The sequence below is a fragment of the Streptomyces sp. NPDC002790 genome (genome assembly GCF_040295505.1).
Taxonomy (GTDB): Bacteria; Actinomycetota; Actinomycetes; order Streptomycetales; family Streptomycetaceae; genus Streptomyces.
Genome location: NZ_JBEOVM010000020.1, coordinates 56,478 through 74,693, shown reverse-complemented (window position 1 = coordinate 74,693; position 18,216 = coordinate 56,478). Strand labels below are relative to the sequence as shown.

The following is an 18,216-nucleotide window of genomic DNA, read 5'->3' as shown; positions in this document are numbered from 1 at the left end:
GGGTTCCGCTCTGGCCGCGCCCAACTTCAGTACGGAGGCGAGGAGTTCACGAGACGGACTACCTGCCGTTCGGAAGCTGAAAGCACGATCCGCAGAGTGAGAGCATGTTGGTGGAGCCGGGGCCGATCGAGGCGGTGCAGGCCCAGGCCTCCAGGCGGTCCTGCTGGCGCGCGTAGGCGACGGCGGTGTGCACCATGGCCTGTTCGTTGCGGGCCAGGATGTAGGGGAGTCCTTCGGGTTGCCGGTCCTGCTGGAGGAGCGCCTGACCGATGCCCGCGACGTTGCCGTGGCCGAAGATGCCGAGGACACCCGCGAAGAGCCGCCGCCGCTCCCCGTCACGCTCCGTCCACTGGGCGGCGAGGAACCGCACGGCGGCCTGCGCCACCGTGAGCCGTACCGTCGTCGCGTCCGGTGGTGTGCCCAACCGTGATGTGTCCACCCGTGGCGTGTTCATGTGTCGCTCCCGTGGACGAGTTCGGCCGCGACGTCGACGGCGGCGGAGACATCACCGTCCGGCGGATAGAGCAGCGCCCGCCCGACCACCAACCCGCGCACCGCCGGGAGTTCGAGGGCCGCGCCCCACGAGGCGTACGTGTCATGGGGGTCGCCCTGCGGGTCGCCGCCGAGGAGCAGTGTCGGCAGGGTGGTGGCGTCCAGGACGCGTTCCAGTTCGTCGACGACGGGCAGCTTGAGCCACGTGTACGCGCTGCTGGCGCCGAGCCCGCTCGCGATGTGGATCGACCTGATGACGCTGTCCGGGTCGAGCAGATTGCGCACGCCGCCGCCTTCCTGGCGCACCGTCAGAAATGGTTCCACCATGGCCATCAGGCTGTGCTCGGCCAGGCTGGTGATCGCGGCCGCCGTCGCCTCCAGTGTGCGTACGGTGCCGTGGTCGTCGAGGCAGATCCGGGTGAGGGTCTTGCCTCCGTCGAGTCCCTGGGCGGCGATCGCCTCCGCGGTGTACGCGGTGAACCGGTCGTCGAGCTCGAAGGCGGCACTTTGCAGCCCGCCCCGGTTCATCGACCCGATGGCGACCCGGTCCTCCAGGGCCCCCATGAGCAGAAGGTCGTCGAGCAGGTCAGGGGTGCCGAGCACACCGTCCACGCCGGGCCGCGACAGCGCGGTCGCGAGCCGGTCGAGGAGGTCGGTGCGGCTCGCCATGGCTCCGGGGTCGCCCCGGACGCCGAGGGCCCCACGGGCCGGGTGGTCGGCGGCGACGATGAGGAGGCGGCCGTCGTTCCCGACCACCGGGCGACGGGAGCGTTTCTGCCAGGAGCGGCCGATGAGCTCGGGCTCACGGGCGCGGATCCGGGTCAGCCGTGCGGCGTTGATCATGTGGTCCCCGCGGTCTGGGCCCCCGGGGCGGACGCGAGGGCCGCTTCCACCTCGGACGTGGTCGGCATGGCGGTGGAGCAGGCGAGGCGGGAGGCCACGAGGGCGCCCGCCACGTTGCCGAACGCGATGGTCCGGCGCAGGTCCCAGCCGCTCAGCAGGCCGTGCACGACGGCGCCGCCGAACGCGTCGCCCGCACCGAGGCCGTTGACGACCTCGACGGGGAAGGGCGCGACCTCCACCCGCTCCTCGCGGGTGGCGGCCAGGACTCCCTTGGGGCCCTGCTTGACGATGGCGAGGTCGAGGCCCCTGTCGAGCAGCGCGTCGGCGGCCCGCTGCGGATCCGTCTCGCCGACGGCGACCTCGCACTCCTCACGGTTCCCGACGGCCACGGTGACGTGTTCCAGGGCGCGCTCCACCTGCCGGCGTGCCTCCTCGGGGCCCGACCAGAACATCGGCCGGTAGTCGAGGTCGAGGACCGTGTGGGTGCGTCGGCCGCGGGCCCGCCAGGCGGCGAAGTGGGCGGACCGGCTCGGCTCGGCCGACAGACCGGTCACCGTCGCCCAGAAGACCCCGGCCGCGCGGATGTCGTCCAGCGGCAGCGCGGCGGGCTCGATCATCAGGTCGGGAGCCGTCCCGTACCGGTAGAAGTAGAGCGGGAAGTCGTCCGGAGGGAACACCTCGCAGAACGTCACCGGAGTCGGCGGGCCGTCCGGCTCCGTGATCGGCGTGATGTGCACGGGGTCCACCCCGAGGCGCGCGGCCTCCTGCTGGACGTACCGGCCGAAGGGGTCACGGCCGACCCGGGTGATGAGGGCGGCGGCGCGGCCGTGGCGGGCCGCCGCGATCGCGACGTTCGTCGCGCTGCCGCCGAGGAACTTCTCGAACGTCCGTACCTCTTCGAGGCCGACGCCGTGGTCGAGCGGGTAGATGTCGACCCCGCTGCGCCCGATGGTGACGAGTTCGTGAGCCATGGTCAGCCCTCCACGCTGTCCGGGGCGTGCGCGGCGGTGCCGGCCAGCGAGCGCAGGTGGCCGACCGAGGCGCGCACGTCCTCGACGGGGCCGCCCGCGCCGTCCGCGGCGGGCGCCGAAGCCAGGATGGTGTCCTGTTCGAGCACATACCAGCCGGCGTACCCGTCGGCCTCAAGACCTCGGACGATCGCGGCGATGTCGATGTCCCCGGCGCCGAGTGGGACGTACATCCCGGCGGCGACCGCCTCGGTGTAGGGCATCTTGCCGGCCACGACCTGCTCGCACAGGTCCATGCGTACGTCCTTGAGGTGGACGTGGGAGATCCGGCCCGGCCGCTCGGCCGCGAGGGCGACCGGGTCGCCGCCGCCGATGAGCAGGTGCCCGGTGTCCAGGCACAGCCCGATGCCGGAGCCGTCGAGTACGCGCCGCGTCTCGTCACCCGACTCGATCATCGTGCCCACGTGCGGGTGGAGGGTCGCGACGAGACCGGCGCCGGCCGCGACGGCGGAGATCCGGTCGAGGTTGGCCAGGAGCGAGGACCAGCCCGCCGCGTCGAGGGCGGGGCGCTCGTCGTAGCCGTCGGCGCCGGTGGCGGCCGCGATGACGACGGTGCCCGCGTCGGCGGCCACGAGCCCGGCGATCGCCGCCTCGACTTCGGGCAGCGGGTCGCGGTCCGGGTCGTGCAGGACGACCGGCACGAACTGGCCGACGGCCTTCAGGTCGTACGAGGCGAGCGTGGCGGCCTTGTCGGCCGGGGCGGCGGGCAGGAAGCCCTCGGGCCCGAACTCGGTTGCGGTCAGGCCGACTTCGCGCATCTGGCGCAGGACCAGTTCGGGTGGGAGCTGGTGTCCCCAGCCGGGGACTTCGCAGACTCCCCAGGAGATCGGCGCTCCGGCGATGCGCTGGGCGAGAGGTGTGGTCACGGCCTTGCCTCCTTGGATGCGGGCTTGGACCGAGCCTGCCCGGCTCGGCAATCAACTGTCAATCGATTGTCCTTACATACTGTCTATAGGGCGTGGTCATCATCCCGGCCCGTGGCGTCGGCCCGTCCGTGGTGGCGGACCCCCTGCGCCGCCTCGACGTCATCGGCCTGCGGCCGAACGCGGCCGCGGCCGACCTGTCCGACGCGCTACTGAAACGAGGCCACTGATGACACGGCGCGCGAAGGGCCCGTCAGCGGGCGGCGACCGTCATCTCGAAGGAGTAGCGCGAGGCGCGGTAGACGTGGGCGCCGTACTCGACCGGCGACCCGGCGTCGTCGTACGCGGTACGGGTCATGGTCAACAGCGTGGCGCCGCGGGTCTCCTCCAGCAGCTTGGCCTCGGCCGCGGTGGCCCTGCGGGCGCCGATGGCCTGCTGGGCGGAGCTCAGATCCACCCCGGACCGGCGCAGCAACTGGTACAGGCCCGTCTCGGCCAGAGCGTCGGCGGTCAGCTCGACGAGCCCGGCCGGCAGGTGGTTGCGCAGCAGCGCGATGGGTTGGTCGTCGGCGAACCGGACCCGCTCAACGGCCAGCACGTCGACGCCCTCGCCGAGTCGCAGCGCCGCCGCGACCTCGGCGTCGGCGGGCCGGGTGGTGACCGACAGCACCTTGGTGCGCGGATGGCGGCCGTCGCGCTCCAAGTCGTCGTGCAGGCTGGAGAGTTCGACCTGGCGCCGGATGCGGTTGGTGACGACCTGGGTGCCCACTCCGCGCTTGCGGGCGAGCAGGCCCTTGTCGACGAGGTGCTGCATGGCCTGACGCATCGTCGGGCGGGAGAGCCCGAACTGGTCGGCCAGGGCGATCTCGTTGCTCAGGCGGGTGCCGGGCGGCAGCACGCCGCTCTCGATGAGCTGCTGCAACTGCTGGGCGAACTGGAAGTACAGCGGGACCGGACTGTTCCGGTCGATGGTGATCAGTTTGGCGATCGACTCCACGTCACCCTCCAGAGCGCTACTGCCAACAGCGCCAGTATGCCGTAATCCCGTAAAACTCCGCACGTCCGTACGTACGGATGTAATAACAAATAGCGAGCCCGCCCGTCCACTGGGCCCTCCCGCTCGTACGAATGACGAAAGGTGTTCCCCATGCGCATCGGACTCATCGGCACCGGCCGCATCGGCGCGTTCCACGCCACGACACTCGCCAACCTCCCGGTGGTCAGCGGGATCGTCGTTCACGACGCGGACGAGCGCTCCGCCCGCGCCGTCGCGGACCGCACCGGCGGCGAGGTCGCCGGGGACCTCGCCGCACTGCTCGGCGCGGGCCTCGACGGGGTCGTCATCGCCGCGCCCACCTTCACCCACGCCGACCTGATCCGCGCCGTCCAGCGCGCGGGCCTGCCGACGTTCTGCGAGAAGCCGATCGTCGGGACCCTGCTGGCACGGCCGAACATCCTCGCTCCGGTTCTGACCATGGGCGGTGTCGGCGCTGCCGTCTTCGCCTACATCGCCGGGGCGACGTTCGTCCTGCACGACCTGCTGCGCCTGTCGGCCACGATGACCAGTGTCGTCTACGGGGTGAACGCCCTGGCCAACCTCGGCGCGTCCTTGTTGTACGGGAGGCTGGTGCGCGGGCGTCGTCCCGAGACACTGCTGGTCATCGGTGCGGTGGCGGGGCTGGGCGGCCAGCTCCTCCTGCTTGTGCTCACCGCGACGGTGGGGTCGCAACTCTGGGCCTTCTGCCTGTGCCTGCTGATCACCGTCGCGTCCTTCGGGTTCGTGTTCCCAGCCGTAAACGCCGTGGGGCAGAGCCGGGGGCGCACGGCCCCGGGCACGATGTCCGCACTGCTCGGCGTCGCGCAGTTCACCTTCGGCGCCGCCGCCTCACCCCTCATCGGCCTGTTCGGCACCCGCAGCGCCGCCCCCATGGCGATCGTGATGGCCACGTTCCTGGCGCTGACGACCGCGGGGGCGACCGTCTGCCGACGGCAGAGCAGGATGGCGGCCGCCTGACGTCGGAGACCACTCACACGGGCCAGCGGTGTGCGTAGCCCTCCATCAACGGTCCGCCGAACAAGTCCAGAGCCTGCTTGACCGCAGCGGCCAACGGCAGCGGGTCGGCGTGTTCGGCCAGGACGCGATGACCGTCCAGGAGGGCCTCACCCAATGCGGGGTCAGCGCTCAGCAGCCTGCGTGGAAGCCACTTGCCGATCCCCGTCCAAGCGTTGTGATGGGCCGTGACCAGGTCAGCTGCTTTGTGCAGCACCTGGTCGGCGAGGGAGAGCTGTTCGTACCGGTTGTCGGGTGGGGTGTCGATCAGGTCGTCGAGGAAGCAGGTGAGTACATAGCGACCGTGTTCCCACTCGGCTTCGGTGAGCGGCGGAGGGCCGGAAGCCAGCACATCTCGGGCCAGCCGGCGCGCACGAGCCACGTGCCCGTGCGGGTCGGCAAGGGGTAGACCCCGGTCGTAGAGGAAGAGGACGGTTCCGCGGCGTCGGGCCCCGTCCCACGCGAAGAACTCGGGTAGGCCCGCAACGGTGTTGAGGAACAGTTCGACGATGCGGCCATCGTGACGGATCACCTCCCGGCGGCCCGTTTCCGAGTCGGGAAGAAGTACGGCCACGTCCAGATCGCTGGTCGGGGTGGCGCGACCTTGAGCCGCGGAACCTCCGAGCACGGCGCCCACGGCGTGCGGAAAGAGCTGGGTGGCCACACGGCGAGCCTGTGCCGCTACAGCTTCTTGAGCATCCATGGGTACTCATCGTGCCAGCCCTCTGGCCAGTCCGAGTGGGGCCTGACTGCGGACCAACAACGCTTCCCGTAGGTCCAGTTGCCTGCGGGCGTCGACTGCCCGGCAAAAGGGGGGAAGTTCCAGTTCCTCAGCCGGTCGATTCGGCGTCCTGGGTGAGCTGCGTCTGCACACCGCGGGGCACGCGCATGCCGTGACCGAGCAGGCCACCGATGAACCGTGCGGCGAGCGGGTCCGGTTCCGCGGATGTCACCGCCGCCAACTGCCTGACCCACTGCGGCGTCAATCGTGGTCCGAGATGAAACCGGCCAGGGCCGCGGCGACCGCGGCGGGCTGTTCGTCCGGGATGAAGTGTCCCGCGTCCGGCACGACGACCCCGGTGGCGTTGTCGGCCCATGGCCCGATGGAAGCCGCCATGTCGGGGATGGAGCCGTGGCTGCTGGAAATCCCGAGAACCGGCACCGTCAAGTGCTGCCGTTCAAGTGCCTCGTGGTTCAGCCGCGCCGATTCGGCAGCGTCCCGGTAGTACGCGAGGGCGGCGCGGAGCCCGCCGCCAGCGGCGAGGGCCATGGCGTACTGCTCGACCTCGGCGTCGTCGAAGGTCCCGGGGTCGAGTGCCTTGGCCTTCAGGAACCAGTCGACGTAGGCGCGTTCGCGGCCCGCGAGGAGTGTCTCGGGCAGGTCGGGCACGAGGTGGAACGCGAAGTGCCAGGTCTTCCACGCCTTTTCGGGGTCGGTCGGGATGGACTCGGGGAGCGTGATGCCCGGGATCCCGGCGTCGAGCAGGGCGAGTCCGTGCAACCGGCTCTCGTACTTCAGGGCGAGGGAGAAGGCGACCCACGCGCCGATGTCGTGGGCGACCAGCCAGTACGCCGACACTCCGAGGGCTTCCACCGCGGCGTGGACGTGTGCGGCGACGGTGTGCGTGTCGTAGCTGCCGTGCGGGCGTTCGGAGTGGCCCTGGCCCGGCAGGTCGATCGCGATGACGTGGAATCGGTCGGCCAGCGTGGGCATCACCTTTCGCCACGCCCACCAGGTCTGCGGGAATCCGGCGAGCAGGACGACGGTCGGGGCGTTCGGCAGGCCGCCCTCGACGGCATGGAGTCGGGCACCGTCCGCGTCGACCCAGCGGTGCGTGAAGCCGGGCAGGTCGTGCAGCGGCAGGTCCGGCATCGGATGGTCGGGTATCAGGTGGTCGGTCATGGAGTCCCTCCCTCAGGGTGGAGTGTGCTGTCGCAACGTACCTATCTTGAACTTTTTAGTTCAAGATAGAGTGGCCGGCAGCACAAGCGCAGACCAGTAGGGAGGTGCGGCATGGCAGGGAAGAAGCAGTTCGACATCGACATGGCGCTCGACGCCGCGATGATCCAGTTCTGGCGGGCCGGCTACGCCGACACATCGGTGGACGACCTGTCCCGTGCCACCGGGCTCAACCGCAGCTCCATCTACTCCTCCCTCGGCGACAAGGACGCGCTCTTCATGCGCTGCCTGGAGCGCTACGCGGCGCGCTACGGAGAGAAGTTCGACGCCGCGCTGTCATGCGCCGCCGATCGACCACTCGCGGCCGTGCGGGGGTTCTTCGATGTCACCCTGGAACGCATCGCGGACCCCGATGTGCCCGACGGATGCCTGGTGGTGCAATCCGTCCTGGCGATCCCGGTACTGAGCGCGCGCGTCGTCGGGCGCGCCAAGGAGGCGGTCGGCTTCCAGCGCTCCCGGCTGCGCGCCGCACTGAAGGCCGGCGGATTGCACGACGAGGCGGCCGAGACCTTCGCCATCCACATTGCGGCCGTGAATCAGTCCCTCGCCGTCATGAGCAGAACCGGGGTGGGAGGGGAGCAACTGCGCGCCATCGTCGACGTGAGCCTCGACGCGCTTGCCGAGGCTCTCGATGCGAGCAGGTAGCGCCCGTCGGCGTGGTCAGTTCGATCGGCGGCGCGCGATGAGGAAGGTCGCCGAGCCGAGGGCGACCAGCGACAGCGCCCCGATGCCCAGCCAGCGCTCGTGCGCGGCTGCTCCGGTCTCGGCGAGGGTCGGACCGGTCGGCCCGGGGGCCGGCACCGCGGGTTCGCTCTTGGTGGGCCCGGGGGTCGGTGGGGCGGTGGAAGGGCTGGGAGTGGGGCTGGGGGTGGGTCGGGCTTCGATACGCGCGGAGTCGGCGTCCGCCACGTCGACAGGCTTGCGGGTCCCGCCGCTCGCCTGGGCTGTCAGTTCGGCGGTGACGGACAGCGGTCCTGTCGGCGCTCCGTCGGCGACGGCGAGGGTGAACGCGGTGGTCGAGGCGCCCGCGGGGGGCAAGGTGGTGCCCTTGGGCAGTTGTCCCACCAAGGTGCCGTCGGATCCTGCGGCCAGCGGGATCCGCTTGCCGTCCACCATCACCGTCACCTGGTCGGGGCGCAGTCCGGCCGGGCCCTTGAGCGTCAGGGTGGTGCCGGTGTCGGGGTACTCCGGGCCGTCGGCCGGATTCGTGTACGTCACCGAGGCGTCGACCGCAGGGCCTCCGGCGACGACCCGGTCGGGGACGTCCACGGCCGCGGTGGCGCGCCCTTCCACCGCGAAGTCGTAGGTGGTGCCCGCGACGGTGATGCCGTCCACGTAGGTGTCGAGCGTGGCGGTGTCGGAGCCCAGCCGGCCCACCCTGGCGATGACGCCGAGGGCGCCGTCCCCGGGTGCATCGCAGGCGGCGGCGAAGGTTGCCAGCGTCGCGTCGCCCTGTGCGGGCATCCCGGCCACGGCCCGCGACGTTCGCCACGAGGACGCCCCGTCCGGGGCGTAGGTCTGCCAGGTGTCCGGGACGACGCCGTTTCTGCCCGCGGTGTCGGAGTTGCTGCCCGGCTCGAAGCTGAGCGTGGTGAACGTCCCGCCGCACATCATGGGGAATTGGAGGTTCGCGCCGGCGTTCCCGACGGTGGACCCGGCCGAGTTCTGGTACGCCGAGTACGAGATGCCGGAGGCCAGGAGCGACGTCAGCGTGATCGGCGCGGCGAACGGGTGGGCGGCCTGGGAGGTCTCGCCGGCCCCGACGGCCAGGTGCAGGCTTCCGTCGAGCCACTGCGGGTCGGCGAAGGCGGCGACTTCCTGGGTGCCGTGGGCGATTCCGGCGTTTCCCGGGTCGTCCTGGAGCCTGAACCACGGCCCGGTGGGGCCGAGGTCCCCGGGATGGACAACTGTCGCGTCCGCGGCGTACGCCGAGACGGAGCCGATGGCGCCGAGGGACAGCGCGGCGGCGAAGGTGAGGCAGGCGCGCGCGGGTCTTCGGGACTTTCGCATGGGTTGAGCAGCGTGTTCAGACATGCGAAGTGTGTTATCAGCCTATTTGTCTTCGAGGTCCTCAAGTTCTCAGGGCGCGCGGGGAAATCACGAGGACGGCCGTACGCCGGTACGTGGAGAGCCGGCCGGGACCATGACGAAGGCGGTTGGAACCGCGCTACCGGAGGGTCTTCGTGGCCCAGTCCGACAGCTCGGAGCGGGCAGACTTCAGCAGCTCGGCCGATGGCGCCGACGCTCCGTTGGTCACCAGCGCGTAGTGCAGCGCACCGGAGTCCTGGTCGGTGAGGAGCAGGCGGCGGCTGCCCGTGCCGCCGGGTTCGGGGGCCGTGGCGATCGGGGTGCCCGGGGTTTAGGCCGCGGGAGCGTGTGCCGTGCCGAGGTCCGAGACGACGGTCGTGGAACCGGTCGGGAAGGTCGCGGGGAGGTGCAGTTCGGTCGGGGCCGAGCCCTTGCCCGAGCGCCAGGCCAGCAGCCCGTACTGGCCCGAACCCACGAGGCGCGCGACGTTCGGCAGCGAGCTGGGCACCGGGTTCCAGGTCAGGGTCGTGGAGCCGTCCCGTGAACGGTCCTCGTAGGTGAAGGCGACGTTCCTGCCGGACGTGGCGCTCGGGTAGAGGCGGTCGAGGAGTCGGGTGTCCTGGCGGAGGGTCGGTGTGCCCGAGTCGTCGAGGCGTACGGCGGACATGTCCTCGTCGTTCCAGGCGTCACCGTCGGTCTTGACCTTGTCGGGGTTGCCGTTCATCGGCTCGTGGTGGCGTCCGCTGTAGATGTCCCACTGCCACTGCGTTCCGGACAGGACCGGGCCGGACGCCGACGGGTTCGACCACCAACTGCCGCCCGGGACGCGGGAGTCGAGCGCCTGGTACATGGCCTTGTTGACGGTCGGCGCCTTGCCGGAGACCGCCCCGGCGAGCGGGTGGCCGAACTCGCTGACGATCGCGGGCGTGCCCGTGGCGGAGGCGCGGTCGCGGACCGTGCCGAAGTCGCCTGTGTACTGGCCGTCCTTCGCCTTGCCCCACATGAAGATCCCGGAGATGGCCTTCTGGTCGTAGAAGTGGGTGTTGAAGACGTAGCGCGGCCCGAGGGTGCCTGTGTCGAGGAGCCCGCCCTCCTGCCGCTGGAAGTCGAGGTTGGCGTTCCAGAAGAGGTTCGGTTCCGCGAAGAGCGGCTTGTCCTGCCAGCCGGCCGTGTCCATGCGGGCGCGGAACTTCTCGTAGAACGGCCACAGCACGTCCCGCTCCCAGGCGCGGCTCGTCCGGCCTGAGTCGTACGTGCCGGCGTGCGGTTCGTTGTACGGGTCGAAGCCGACGACGCCGGTGAACTCGGCCGCGCTCACGCGCTCCTTGATGTACGCCATGGTGGCCCCGGCGGTGTCCAGGAAGGCGTCCCGCAGGCCGTACTCGTTGTGCCAGAAGTCGTGCGACGCCTGCGTCACGGCCCTGTTCTGGGTGATGTTCTGGCCCCACAGGAGGCAGATCCCGCAGGACTCCTTGGGGTAACCGCCCGCCTCCACGGCCCATTTGGGGGCGCCGTCGCCCGTGTACCAGCTGTCCGCGTCGAACAAGTACCGGGAGTAGAGGTCCTGGTGGAAGTCGGGGTAGACGCGGACGCCGGCGTCGAGGAAGGCGCGCATCTGGTCGGTGGCGGCGGCGAGGTAGGAGGTGTCGACCTTGCCCCGCTCGGGTTCGGCCGCGGCCCAGGAGAGCAGGAAGCGGACGGCGTTGCCGCCACCCGAAGCGCGGAGCGCCGCCGCGGACTTCCTGGCGTCGGCCACGGAGGCGAAGGGCAGTCCGCCGTTCTCCGCCAGTTTGGTCTCGCCGGAGACGTTGTAGCCGCGCAGGACGACCTCTCGGCCATGGCCGTCGGTGAAGCGGCCGTTCTGCACCGTGAGAGGTGTCTCGTCGAACCAGAGGGAGTGGGGGAGGGCGTCGGCGGCGGTGGCGGGCGGTGCGCCCGACACGGTCAGGAATCCGCAGAGGATCGCCAAGGCGGCGAGCAGGCGTGCACACGTCTTCGGCATGCCCACTACGGTCCGGTTGTGTCAGGTCACCGTCAATGGTGCGGGGTGGTCGACGAGCGGCCGGCCGGCGCCGGGACGGCGGGAAACCTGGTGTGCGGGGTCGGCGGAACCGGGTAATGTCGGGGACATGTTCTTCCAGACGCCGATTTACGAGTGAGAGCGTGACGGGCCCCTGCTGACGTCCTCCGACGTCGCCGCGCCCGTCCCCCACCGATGAATCCGTAGATCACTTCACATCATTCCGGGAGAACCCATGACCGTGAGCAAGAACATCAACAACCCTGTGGGCCAGGGTGGCGGCCAGCGCAAGAAGCTGTCCCGCGCCGAGCGCCAGAACAACGGCCCGCACCGCAACCTCGACCGCCAGGGTGCGGCCGAGCAGAAGGCGGAGCTGGTGCGCAAGATGCGCGAGAAGGCAGCCGCCGCCGAGCAGGCGGGCGACGACAGCACTCAGAGCTGACGCACCGCCGCCACGGGGCGGCACGGTACGAAGACAGGGCCCGGACCGCGACGCACGGTCCGGGCCCTGCTGCCTGCGCTGTCACTACGGCCGCGATCCGCGGCAGCGCCCTCGCTCACGGCGTAAGCACCAGGCTCACCGCGAGCGCTCCGATCACCGCGCTCGACGTCACCGCGGTGACGAGCCGCCCCCGCGGGCCGGTCAGTGTCCTGCCCAGCACGGCTCCACCCGTGGCCAGAAGCACCTGCCAGCTCGCGGAGGCGACGATCACGGCCGCGACGAACGCGGCGCGGTCCGGCCCGCCGCCGTCCCCGCGCGCGGGTCCGGCCAGTACGAGGGCCGAGAAGTAGATGATGGTCCAGGGATTGAGCAGGGTCAGACCGAGGAAGCCGAGGTACGCGCGTGCCGGCCGGCCCAGGGCGGACGGCGGGGACGTCGCCTCCGGGGCCGCGCCCCGTTCGCGTATCGCGGTGAGTGCCGTCCGGGCCGCCAGGACGAGCAGGACCGCGGCGCCGACCCAGCGGAGCGGACCCGCCACGGGCTGAACGATCCGGGAGGCGGCCGCCCCGCCGAGTACGGCGAGCGCCGCGTAGAGGCCGTCGGCCGTGGCCACGCCGAGCGCCGCCGAGGTGCCCACCCTCAGCGAGGTTTGCGCGGTCAGGCTCACCAGGAGCACGGCGAGCGCGCCGACGGGCACGGCCAGGGCGTACCCCGCCCACAGGCCCGGCAGGAAGGCATCGTTGAGGAGTTCGGAGACGGCCATGCAGGCAGTCTCAGCGGCTGCGAGCGTGTGCGTCCATCGAATGTTTCCGCCTGAAACCGTGCGGCCGTGCCGAATGGTTGGATGGCAGCATGATCGATCCTCGGTTGCAGACCCTGCGGGTCCTGCACGAACAGGGCACGGTCACCGCGACCGCCCGCGTGCTGCACCTCACCCCGTCCACCGTCTCCCAGCAACTGCGGCAACTCGCGGCCCACGCGGGTGTCGAACTGCTCGAACCGGACGGGCGGCGGGTCCGGCTCACCCCCGCGGCGCTGGCTCTGATCCGGCACGCCGACGCGCTGTTTGCACGCTGGGAGCGGGCGAGGGCCGAGCTGGCCACCTACTGCAACGAGGAGGCGGGGCGGCTGCGGTTCACCGGGGCGGCCACGGCCATCGCGGCGTTGATGGCACCCGCGGCCCGGAGCCTTCGCGACGAACATCCGCGGATCACGGTCGAGATCGGTGAGGACCACGCGGAGGACCGGTACGAGCTGCTGATGACGGAACGCGCGGACATCGCGGTGGCGATCCCGGCGCCCGGCGGCCCCGCGCATAACGACGCGCGCTTCACCCAACTACCGTTGCTGGAGGAGCCACTTGACGTACTGGTGCCACCCGGTCACCCCTTCGCGACGCGCACGGGCGGCATCGAACTGGCCGAGGCCGCGGAGGAGACCTGGATCAGAGCAGGCGACCCCCTCGATCAGGAGCAGTTGCTGACGGCGGCGGGCGTGGCGGCCGGGTTCACACCACGGACGGCGCATGCCGCGGTCGACTGGCACGCCGTGGCCGCGCTCGTCACCCACGGCTTGGGCATCGCGCTGGTGCCGCGCCTGGCGCCGGTGTCGTTGGAGCTGGTGCGGGTGCCCCTGCGTGGTGCGCCCGCTCCGGTACGGCGGTTCGTCGCGTGCGTACGGCGCGGCAGCGAGGACCACCCCGTGATCGCCCGCGGCCTCGCGGCCCTGCGCAGGGCCGCGGCCGATCGCGCGGATTCCGCCGTACGTCCTTGATGGGAGGCGCCCCGCGAACGTGGGCGAGCGGTGGTGTGTGGAAAACTGCTGTGGTGGAACAGCACTTGATCGCGGTCGTGGGCAGCAGCCCCGGTGTGGGGAAGTCGACGCTGTGCGGCGCGCTGGCGCGTTGGGCCGACGCGTCGGGGGCCGTGGTCGATCACTTCGAGGAAGCGGACATCCTGGTGCGCCCGGCCTTCAGTGCCGTGGCCGAGGAGTTCGCCGGCGGAGCCGGCAGTGTGCGGCCTCGGACTCTGGTGGAGGCAACCCGGTCGTACGTGGAGCAGGCGCGGGCGGACGGCGTGGACGTCCTGGTGACGGATGCGCTGATCCCCTTCATCCCGTCCTTGGTGGCCTGGGGGCATGACGAGACGGCGATCGCGGAGGTCGTGCACGACCTGGAGGAAGCCGTGCAGCCGGCACGGGTCACCGTCGTGTTCCTCCGCGACGACCCGGAAGTCGCGTTGCGGCGGGCGGTCGAACGTGAGGGCCCGCAGTGGGCGGACTGGTATGTCGACAAGCTTCGGAACTCGCCCGGCACCGCTTCCGTCAGCGACCTGGCTTCCGCGGCCGACCACCTGCGCCGGGAGAGCGAACTGACCCTGCGCAGGCTGGCGGCGACGCGATGGAACGTGGTGAGCGTTGACGTGGGCGAGCGGGACGCGGCGCAGACGGAGCGGTACGTCCGGGAGCGATTGCAGGAACTGCCGGGTATCGGCGCGCGCCGCTCGCCCGCGTGACCTCGGCTACTCCACGGTCTCGAGTGCGAACGTACGGGCGTGCGCGCAGTGCCACCGGTGGCTCCCGCCCTCCGTGTCCGCGGCGGGGAACGAGGTGGCGCACACGTCGTCCGCCTTCCAGCAGCGCGTACGGAACGGGCAGCCGGTCGGCGGATGGGTGGCGGACGGTACCGGGCCGGCCAGCATGATCCGCTCGGGCCGCTCCAGCAGACTCGGCGTCGCCGACAGCAGGGCCTCCGTATAGGGATGCCGTGCCCGGCCCGCCACCTGGTGGGCCGGACCCTCCTCGACGACACGGCCCAGGTACAGCACCGCGATCCGGTCCGCGAGGTAGCGCACCGTCTGGACGTCGTGGGAGATGAACACCATGCCGAGGCCCAGGCGTTCGCGCAGATCCGTGAGGAGGTTGAGGATCTGGGCGCGCACGGACACATCGAGCGCGCTGGTGGGTTCGTCGGCGACGATGAGTTCGGGTTCGAGGGCCAACGCGCGGGCGATCGCGACGCGTTGTCGCTGCCCGCCGGAGAGTTGGCTCGGCAGCGCGCCGAGAGTGTGTTCCGGCAGGCCCACCAGGTCGAGGAGTTCCCCGATGCGTCGCTCGCGCTCGGCGTTGCTGCCGCGGCGGTGCACGTCCAGCGGGTCGCGCAGGATGCGGCGTACCGGCAGTCGGGGGTTGAGCGCGGTGGACGGGTCCTGGAAGATGACACCCACCGAGGGGCCGAAGCCCGTACGGCGTTCGGCCGCCGACATCTCCCACAAGTCCCGTCCGTGGAAGAGGACATGGCCTTCGGTGGGGCGCTGGAGACCGGTGACCACGCGGGCCAGCGTGGACTTGCCGCAGCCCGACTCGCCTACCAGGCCGACGATCTCGCCGCGATGCACCTCCAGCGAGGCGTCGGTGAGGGCATGAACGGAGTCCCGGCGCAGGATGCCACCGCTACGGGCCTTGTGGCGTACGTGGATGCCGTCGAGGCGGATCAGCGGGTCGTCCATGGCAGTGTCCCGGGTGGTCTCAGCGGTGGGTGCGGGCGCGGTCATCGGGTGCTCTCCAGGTGCTGCGCCGCCAGGGCCTCGGACGCCGGATGGTGGCAGGCGAACCAGTGGTCGCCCGCCGGCCCCCGGTCGGCGACGGGCGGTGGCGTGGTGGCGCACAGGTCGGTCGCGGCGGCGCAGCGCGAGGCGAAGCGGCAGCCCGCGCCGAACGACCGGGGCGCAGGCACCACACCGCGGATCTGGTGCAGACGTTCCGCGCCCGCCTCCAGGGACACGACGGAGCCGAGCAGGCCGCGACTGTAGTGGTGGGCCGGGTCGGTCAGCAGGGAACGCGTGGCACCGGTCTCGGCGACCTGACCCGCGTACATGACGGCCACGCGGTGGGCGAGGTCGCCGACGAGGGCGAGATCGTGCGAGACGAGGACGATGGCGAAGCCGAGTTCGTCCCTCAACTGCACGAGCAGGTCCACGACTTGGGCCTGCACCGTGACGTCGAGCGCGGTCGTGGGCTCGTCCGCGATGAGCAGGCGGGGGCTGCGGGACAGCGCCATGGCGATGAGGACGCGCTGGCGCTGACCGCCGGAGAGTTCGTGCGGGTAGCTGCGCAGGGTGCGTTCGGGGGAGAGGCCGACCAGGTCGAGGAGCTCGGCCGGGGTGCGGGTGCCGCCCCGCGAGGTGAGCCGCTTGAGTTGGGTGCCGATCAGCACGGACGGGTTCAGGGACGACATGGCGTCCTGGTAGACCATCGCGATCTCCGGGCCCATCAGAGCGCGGCGTTCCTTCGGCGTCAGCGTCAGCAGATCGCGTCCGCGGTAGCGGATCTCGCCCTCGACCTCGGCGTTGCGGGCGAGCAGACCCATGATCGCGAGGCTGGTGATGGACTTGCCGCAGCCGGACTCTCCCACCAGACCGAGCGTCTCGCCCTCGCGCACGGTGAAGGAGATTCCGTCGACGACACGGGTGTCGCCGTAGCGGTCGGGGAAGCGGATGGTGAGATCGCGTACGGCGAGGAGCTCGGGCGCGTCGGCGGGCAACGGGCGCACCGCGGGATCGGTCCCGGCGAGCTGTGTGGCGAGTTCGCTGAGAGCCGTGTTCACGTCGGCCTGGTCCACGGCTGCCGCCGCGGGCGCCTCGGAGGGATCGCCGCCCCCAGTACGCGAGGTGTCAGGGGCGGCAGACGCGTCCGTCATGCCCTCCGAAAGCACGTTCAGGGCGAGCACGGTGACGAGCAGACAGAGGCCGGGGAAGAAGGTCGCCCACCAGCCGCCGGACAGCAGGATCTGCCGGCCGTACGCCAGGACGCTGCCCCAACTGGGGTCGGGGTCCTGCACACCGGCGCCGATGAACGACAGGCTCGCCTCGAAGATGATCGAGTCGGCGACCATGACGGTCGCGAACACCAGGATCGGGGCCGCGCAGTTGACGGCGATGTGGCGGGCGACGATGTAGCCGCGCCCCGCGCCGATGACCTGCTCGGCGGCCACGTAGTCCTCGCCGTACTGCTCCATGACGTTGGCGCGCACGACGCGGGCGAGGGAGGGCGCGTAGACGAACGCGATGGTGAAGATGATGACGGGGACGCTCGGGCCGAACACGGCGACGAGGACCGCGGCGAGCGCGATCGGCGGGAACGACATGATGACGTCGAGCGTGCGCATCACCGACTCGTCCGCGAGCTTGCGCGAGGTGGCGGCGAGCGCGCCGAGCAGCGAGCCGAGCGCAAGGGCGAGCAGGGTGGCGCCGAAGCCGATGGTGAGCGAGTAGCGGGCGCCGTGCACCACCCGGGCGAAGACGTCACGGCCGGACCGGTCGGTGCCGAACCAGTGGTCGCCGCCCGGTGCCTGGGCCGGAACGCCGGTGGCGAGCGGGTCCTGGGTGAGCAGCGGTGCGAGGACCGCGCCGAGGACGACGACCAGGAGCACACCGAGGGCGATACGGGAGGTCAGTGGCAGGCGGCGCAGCCGTGTGCCGGGCCGGGCGAGACGCTCGGCGAGGGAACGTGGAGCGAGCATCACACCGTCCTGATACGCGGGTTGACGAACAGATAGAGCAGGTCCACGACGACGTTGACCACGAGGAACGCGATGGCGATGGTGAGTACGGTGCCCTGCACGAGCGCGACGTCGCCGCCGGTGACACCTTCGAGGATCAGCTTGCCCATGCCGGGCAGATCGAAGATCGCCTCGATGACGACGGCGCCACTGAGCAGATAGCCGACCTTGACACCGAGCACGGTGAGCGGGGTGACCAGGGCGTTGCGCAGGACCGAGCGGATGATGAGGAAGGGCGGCAGGCCGCTGCCGCGGGCGGTGCGGACGTAGTCGCGGTCGAGTTCGGCCACCATCGACGTACGGATGAGCCGGGCGAGCGACGCGGCGACGGGCAGCGCGAGCGAGATCGCCGGCAGGGCCAGGGAGCGCAGCCAGCCGGTGAAGGACTCGGCCGGATTGACGTAACCGCCCGTCGGGAAGAGCGGTGTGTTGAGCGCGAACTGCTGGATGAGGAGCACTCCGAGCCAGAACGAGGGCAGTGCGATGCCGGCCATGGAGACGACGCGGAAGACCTGGTCGGGCCAGCGGTCGCGGCACATGGCGCTGGTGACACCGACGACCAGCGCGAGCACGATGGCCAGCGCGAGACCGAGCAGCGTGAGCTGGAGGGTGAGCGGGAACGCGGTGGCGATCCGGTCGACCACGGGCTGGCTGGGCGGCACGGTGACACCGAGGTCACCCTGCACCAACTGGCCCAGGAAGCTGAAGTACCGCACCGGCAAAGGGTCGTTGAGGCCCTGGGCCTCGGCGAACGCGGCACGCGCCTCGGGGCTCGCGCTGTCACCGAGCGCGTTGTACGCGGGGTCCGCGGGCGAGAACTGCAGGACCACGAAGACCAGCAGCGCGATGCCGAGAATCATCACCGGCATCATCGCGACGCGGCGCAACGCGAGCCGGAGGAATGCAACCATCTTGATTTTCCTAGAGGTTGGT

Annotated in this window: 18 protein-coding genes and 2 pseudogenes; 6 read left to right on the top strand and 14 right to left on the bottom strand. The window is 71.0% G+C overall.

The window, feature by feature from the left end:
* Window positions 1-97 precede the first annotated feature (97 nt).
* The 4 genes and pseudogenes from ABT004_RS12980 to ABT004_RS12965 all read right to left on the bottom strand — a co-directional run.
* A pseudogene (locus ABT004_RS12980) lies at window positions 98-454 on the bottom strand (thiamine pyrophosphate-binding protein); the annotation flags it as partial.
* Window positions 451-1,335: a Cgl0159 family (beta/alpha)8-fold protein gene (locus tag ABT004_RS12975; protein ID WP_351335045.1), complete on the bottom strand. Its 885-nt coding sequence runs from the start codon at window positions 1,333-1,335 to the stop codon at window positions 451-453. The pseudogene ABT004_RS12980 and the gene ABT004_RS12975, both read right to left, overlap by 4 nt.
* A complete protein-coding gene (iolC, locus tag ABT004_RS12970; protein WP_351335042.1) occupies window positions 1,332-2,306 on the bottom strand; it encodes a 5-dehydro-2-deoxygluconokinase in 975 nt (324 codons plus the stop codon). Before iolC ends, ABT004_RS12975 begins: the two co-directional genes overlap by 4 nt.
* Before the next feature lie 2 nt (window positions 2,307-2,308).
* The gene (locus tag ABT004_RS12965; RefSeq protein WP_351335040.1) at window positions 2,309-3,229 is read right to left on the bottom strand and encodes a TIM barrel protein; all 921 of its coding nucleotides are present in this window, start codon (window positions 3,227-3,229) and stop codon (window positions 2,309-2,311) included.
* Window positions 3,230-3,321: 92 nt separating this feature from the next.
* On the opposite strand from ABT004_RS12965, the gene ABT004_RS12960 reads away from it, so the two are divergent.
* Entirely contained in the window at window positions 3,322-3,456 is a 135-nt protein-coding gene (locus ABT004_RS12960; protein ID WP_351335037.1) for a hypothetical protein, read from the top strand.
* Window positions 3,457-3,479: 23 nt separating this feature from the next.
* Here the strand turns inward: ABT004_RS12960 and ABT004_RS12955 are convergent, their stop codons facing one another.
* Window positions 3,480-4,223, bottom strand: coding sequence for a GntR family transcriptional regulator (locus tag ABT004_RS12955; RefSeq protein ID WP_351335034.1), 744 nt, complete (start codon window positions 4,221-4,223; stop codon window positions 3,480-3,482).
* A gap of 150 nt (window positions 4,224-4,373) precedes the next feature.
* Here ABT004_RS12955 and ABT004_RS12950 point away from each other — a divergent pair, with 150 nt between their 5' ends.
* Window positions 4,374-5,240 (top strand): MFS transporter, encoded by an 867-nt coding sequence (locus ABT004_RS12950; RefSeq protein ID WP_351335031.1) that lies wholly within the window; start codon window positions 4,374-4,376, stop codon window positions 5,238-5,240.
* A gap of 13 nt (window positions 5,241-5,253) precedes the next feature.
* Here ABT004_RS12950 and ABT004_RS12945 read toward each other — a convergent pair whose 3' ends face one another.
* The 3 genes from ABT004_RS12945 to ABT004_RS12935 all read right to left on the bottom strand — a co-directional run bounded on the left by ABT004_RS12945 (window position 5,254) and on the right by ABT004_RS12935 (window position 7,179).
* A complete protein-coding gene (locus ABT004_RS12945; RefSeq protein ID WP_351335029.1) occupies window positions 5,254-5,940 on the bottom strand; it encodes a nucleotidyltransferase domain-containing protein in 687 nt (228 codons plus the stop codon).
* Between the two features lie 166 nt (window positions 5,941-6,106).
* Window positions 6,107-6,229 carry a hypothetical protein gene (locus ABT004_RS12940; protein ID WP_351335026.1) on the bottom strand — a complete coding sequence of 41 codons (123 nt, stop codon included), beginning with the start codon at window positions 6,227-6,229 and terminating at the stop codon, window positions 6,107-6,109.
* Between the two features lie 29 nt (window positions 6,230-6,258).
* On the bottom strand, window positions 6,259-7,179 hold the full coding sequence (locus ABT004_RS12935) for an alpha/beta fold hydrolase (protein WP_351335023.1): 921 nt from the start codon (window positions 7,177-7,179) through the stop codon (window positions 6,259-6,261).
* 111 nt (window positions 7,180-7,290) lie between these two features.
* On the opposite strand from ABT004_RS12935, the gene ABT004_RS12930 reads away from it, so the two are divergent.
* Window positions 7,291-7,881, top strand: coding sequence for a TetR/AcrR family transcriptional regulator (locus ABT004_RS12930; protein WP_351335020.1), 591 nt, complete (start codon window positions 7,291-7,293; stop codon window positions 7,879-7,881).
* Between the two features lie 15 nt (window positions 7,882-7,896).
* Here ABT004_RS12930 and ABT004_RS12925 read toward each other — a convergent pair whose 3' ends face one another.
* Entirely contained in the window at window positions 7,897-9,246 is a 1,350-nt protein-coding gene (locus ABT004_RS12925) for a hypothetical protein (RefSeq protein ID WP_351335017.1), read from the bottom strand.
* A gap of 157 nt (window positions 9,247-9,403) precedes the next feature.
* Window positions 9,404-11,266, bottom strand: a pseudogene (locus ABT004_RS12920) (cellulase family glycosylhydrolase).
* Between the two features lie 253 nt (window positions 11,267-11,519).
* Here ABT004_RS12920 and ABT004_RS12915 point away from each other — a divergent pair.
* Window positions 11,520-11,726 (top strand): DUF6243 family protein, encoded by a 207-nt coding sequence (locus ABT004_RS12915; protein WP_351335014.1) that lies wholly within the window; start codon window positions 11,520-11,522, stop codon window positions 11,724-11,726.
* 115 nt (window positions 11,727-11,841) lie between these two features.
* Here the strand turns inward: ABT004_RS12915 and ABT004_RS12910 are convergent, their stop codons facing one another.
* On the bottom strand, window positions 11,842-12,489 hold the full coding sequence (locus tag ABT004_RS12910) for a LysE family transporter (RefSeq protein WP_351335011.1): 648 nt from the start codon (window positions 12,487-12,489) through the stop codon (window positions 11,842-11,844).
* Window positions 12,490-12,578: 89 nt separating this feature from the next.
* Between ABT004_RS12910 and ABT004_RS12905 the strand changes: the two genes are divergently transcribed.
* The gene (locus ABT004_RS12905; RefSeq protein WP_351335008.1) at window positions 12,579-13,499 is read left to right on the top strand and encodes a LysR family transcriptional regulator; all 921 of its coding nucleotides are present in this window, start codon (window positions 12,579-12,581) and stop codon (window positions 13,497-13,499) included.
* A gap of 53 nt (window positions 13,500-13,552) precedes the next feature.
* A complete protein-coding gene (locus ABT004_RS12900) occupies window positions 13,553-14,239 on the top strand; it encodes an ATP-binding protein (protein WP_351335005.1) in 687 nt (228 codons plus the stop codon).
* A gap of 6 nt (window positions 14,240-14,245) precedes the next feature.
* Here the strand turns inward: ABT004_RS12900 and ABT004_RS12895 are convergent, their stop codons facing one another.
* Genes ABT004_RS12895 through ABT004_RS12885 form a run of 3 tightly spaced genes read right to left on the bottom strand, consistent with a single transcriptional unit; the run spans window position 14,246 to window position 18,194 of the window.
* Complete coding sequence (locus ABT004_RS12895; protein ID WP_351335090.1) at window positions 14,246-15,220, bottom strand: oligopeptide/dipeptide ABC transporter ATP-binding protein; 975 nt, start codon at window positions 15,218-15,220, stop codon at window positions 14,246-14,248.
* A gap of 53 nt (window positions 15,221-15,273) precedes the next feature.
* On the bottom strand, window positions 15,274-17,244 hold the full coding sequence (locus ABT004_RS12890; RefSeq protein WP_351335002.1) for a dipeptide/oligopeptide/nickel ABC transporter permease/ATP-binding protein: 1,971 nt from the start codon (window positions 17,242-17,244) through the stop codon (window positions 15,274-15,276).
* Window positions 17,244-18,194 (bottom strand): ABC transporter permease, encoded by a 951-nt coding sequence (locus ABT004_RS12885; RefSeq protein ID WP_351335000.1) that lies wholly within the window; start codon window positions 18,192-18,194, stop codon window positions 17,244-17,246. The genes ABT004_RS12890 and ABT004_RS12885 overlap by 1 nt, the downstream gene beginning before the upstream one ends.
* Window positions 18,195-18,216 lie beyond the last annotated feature (22 nt).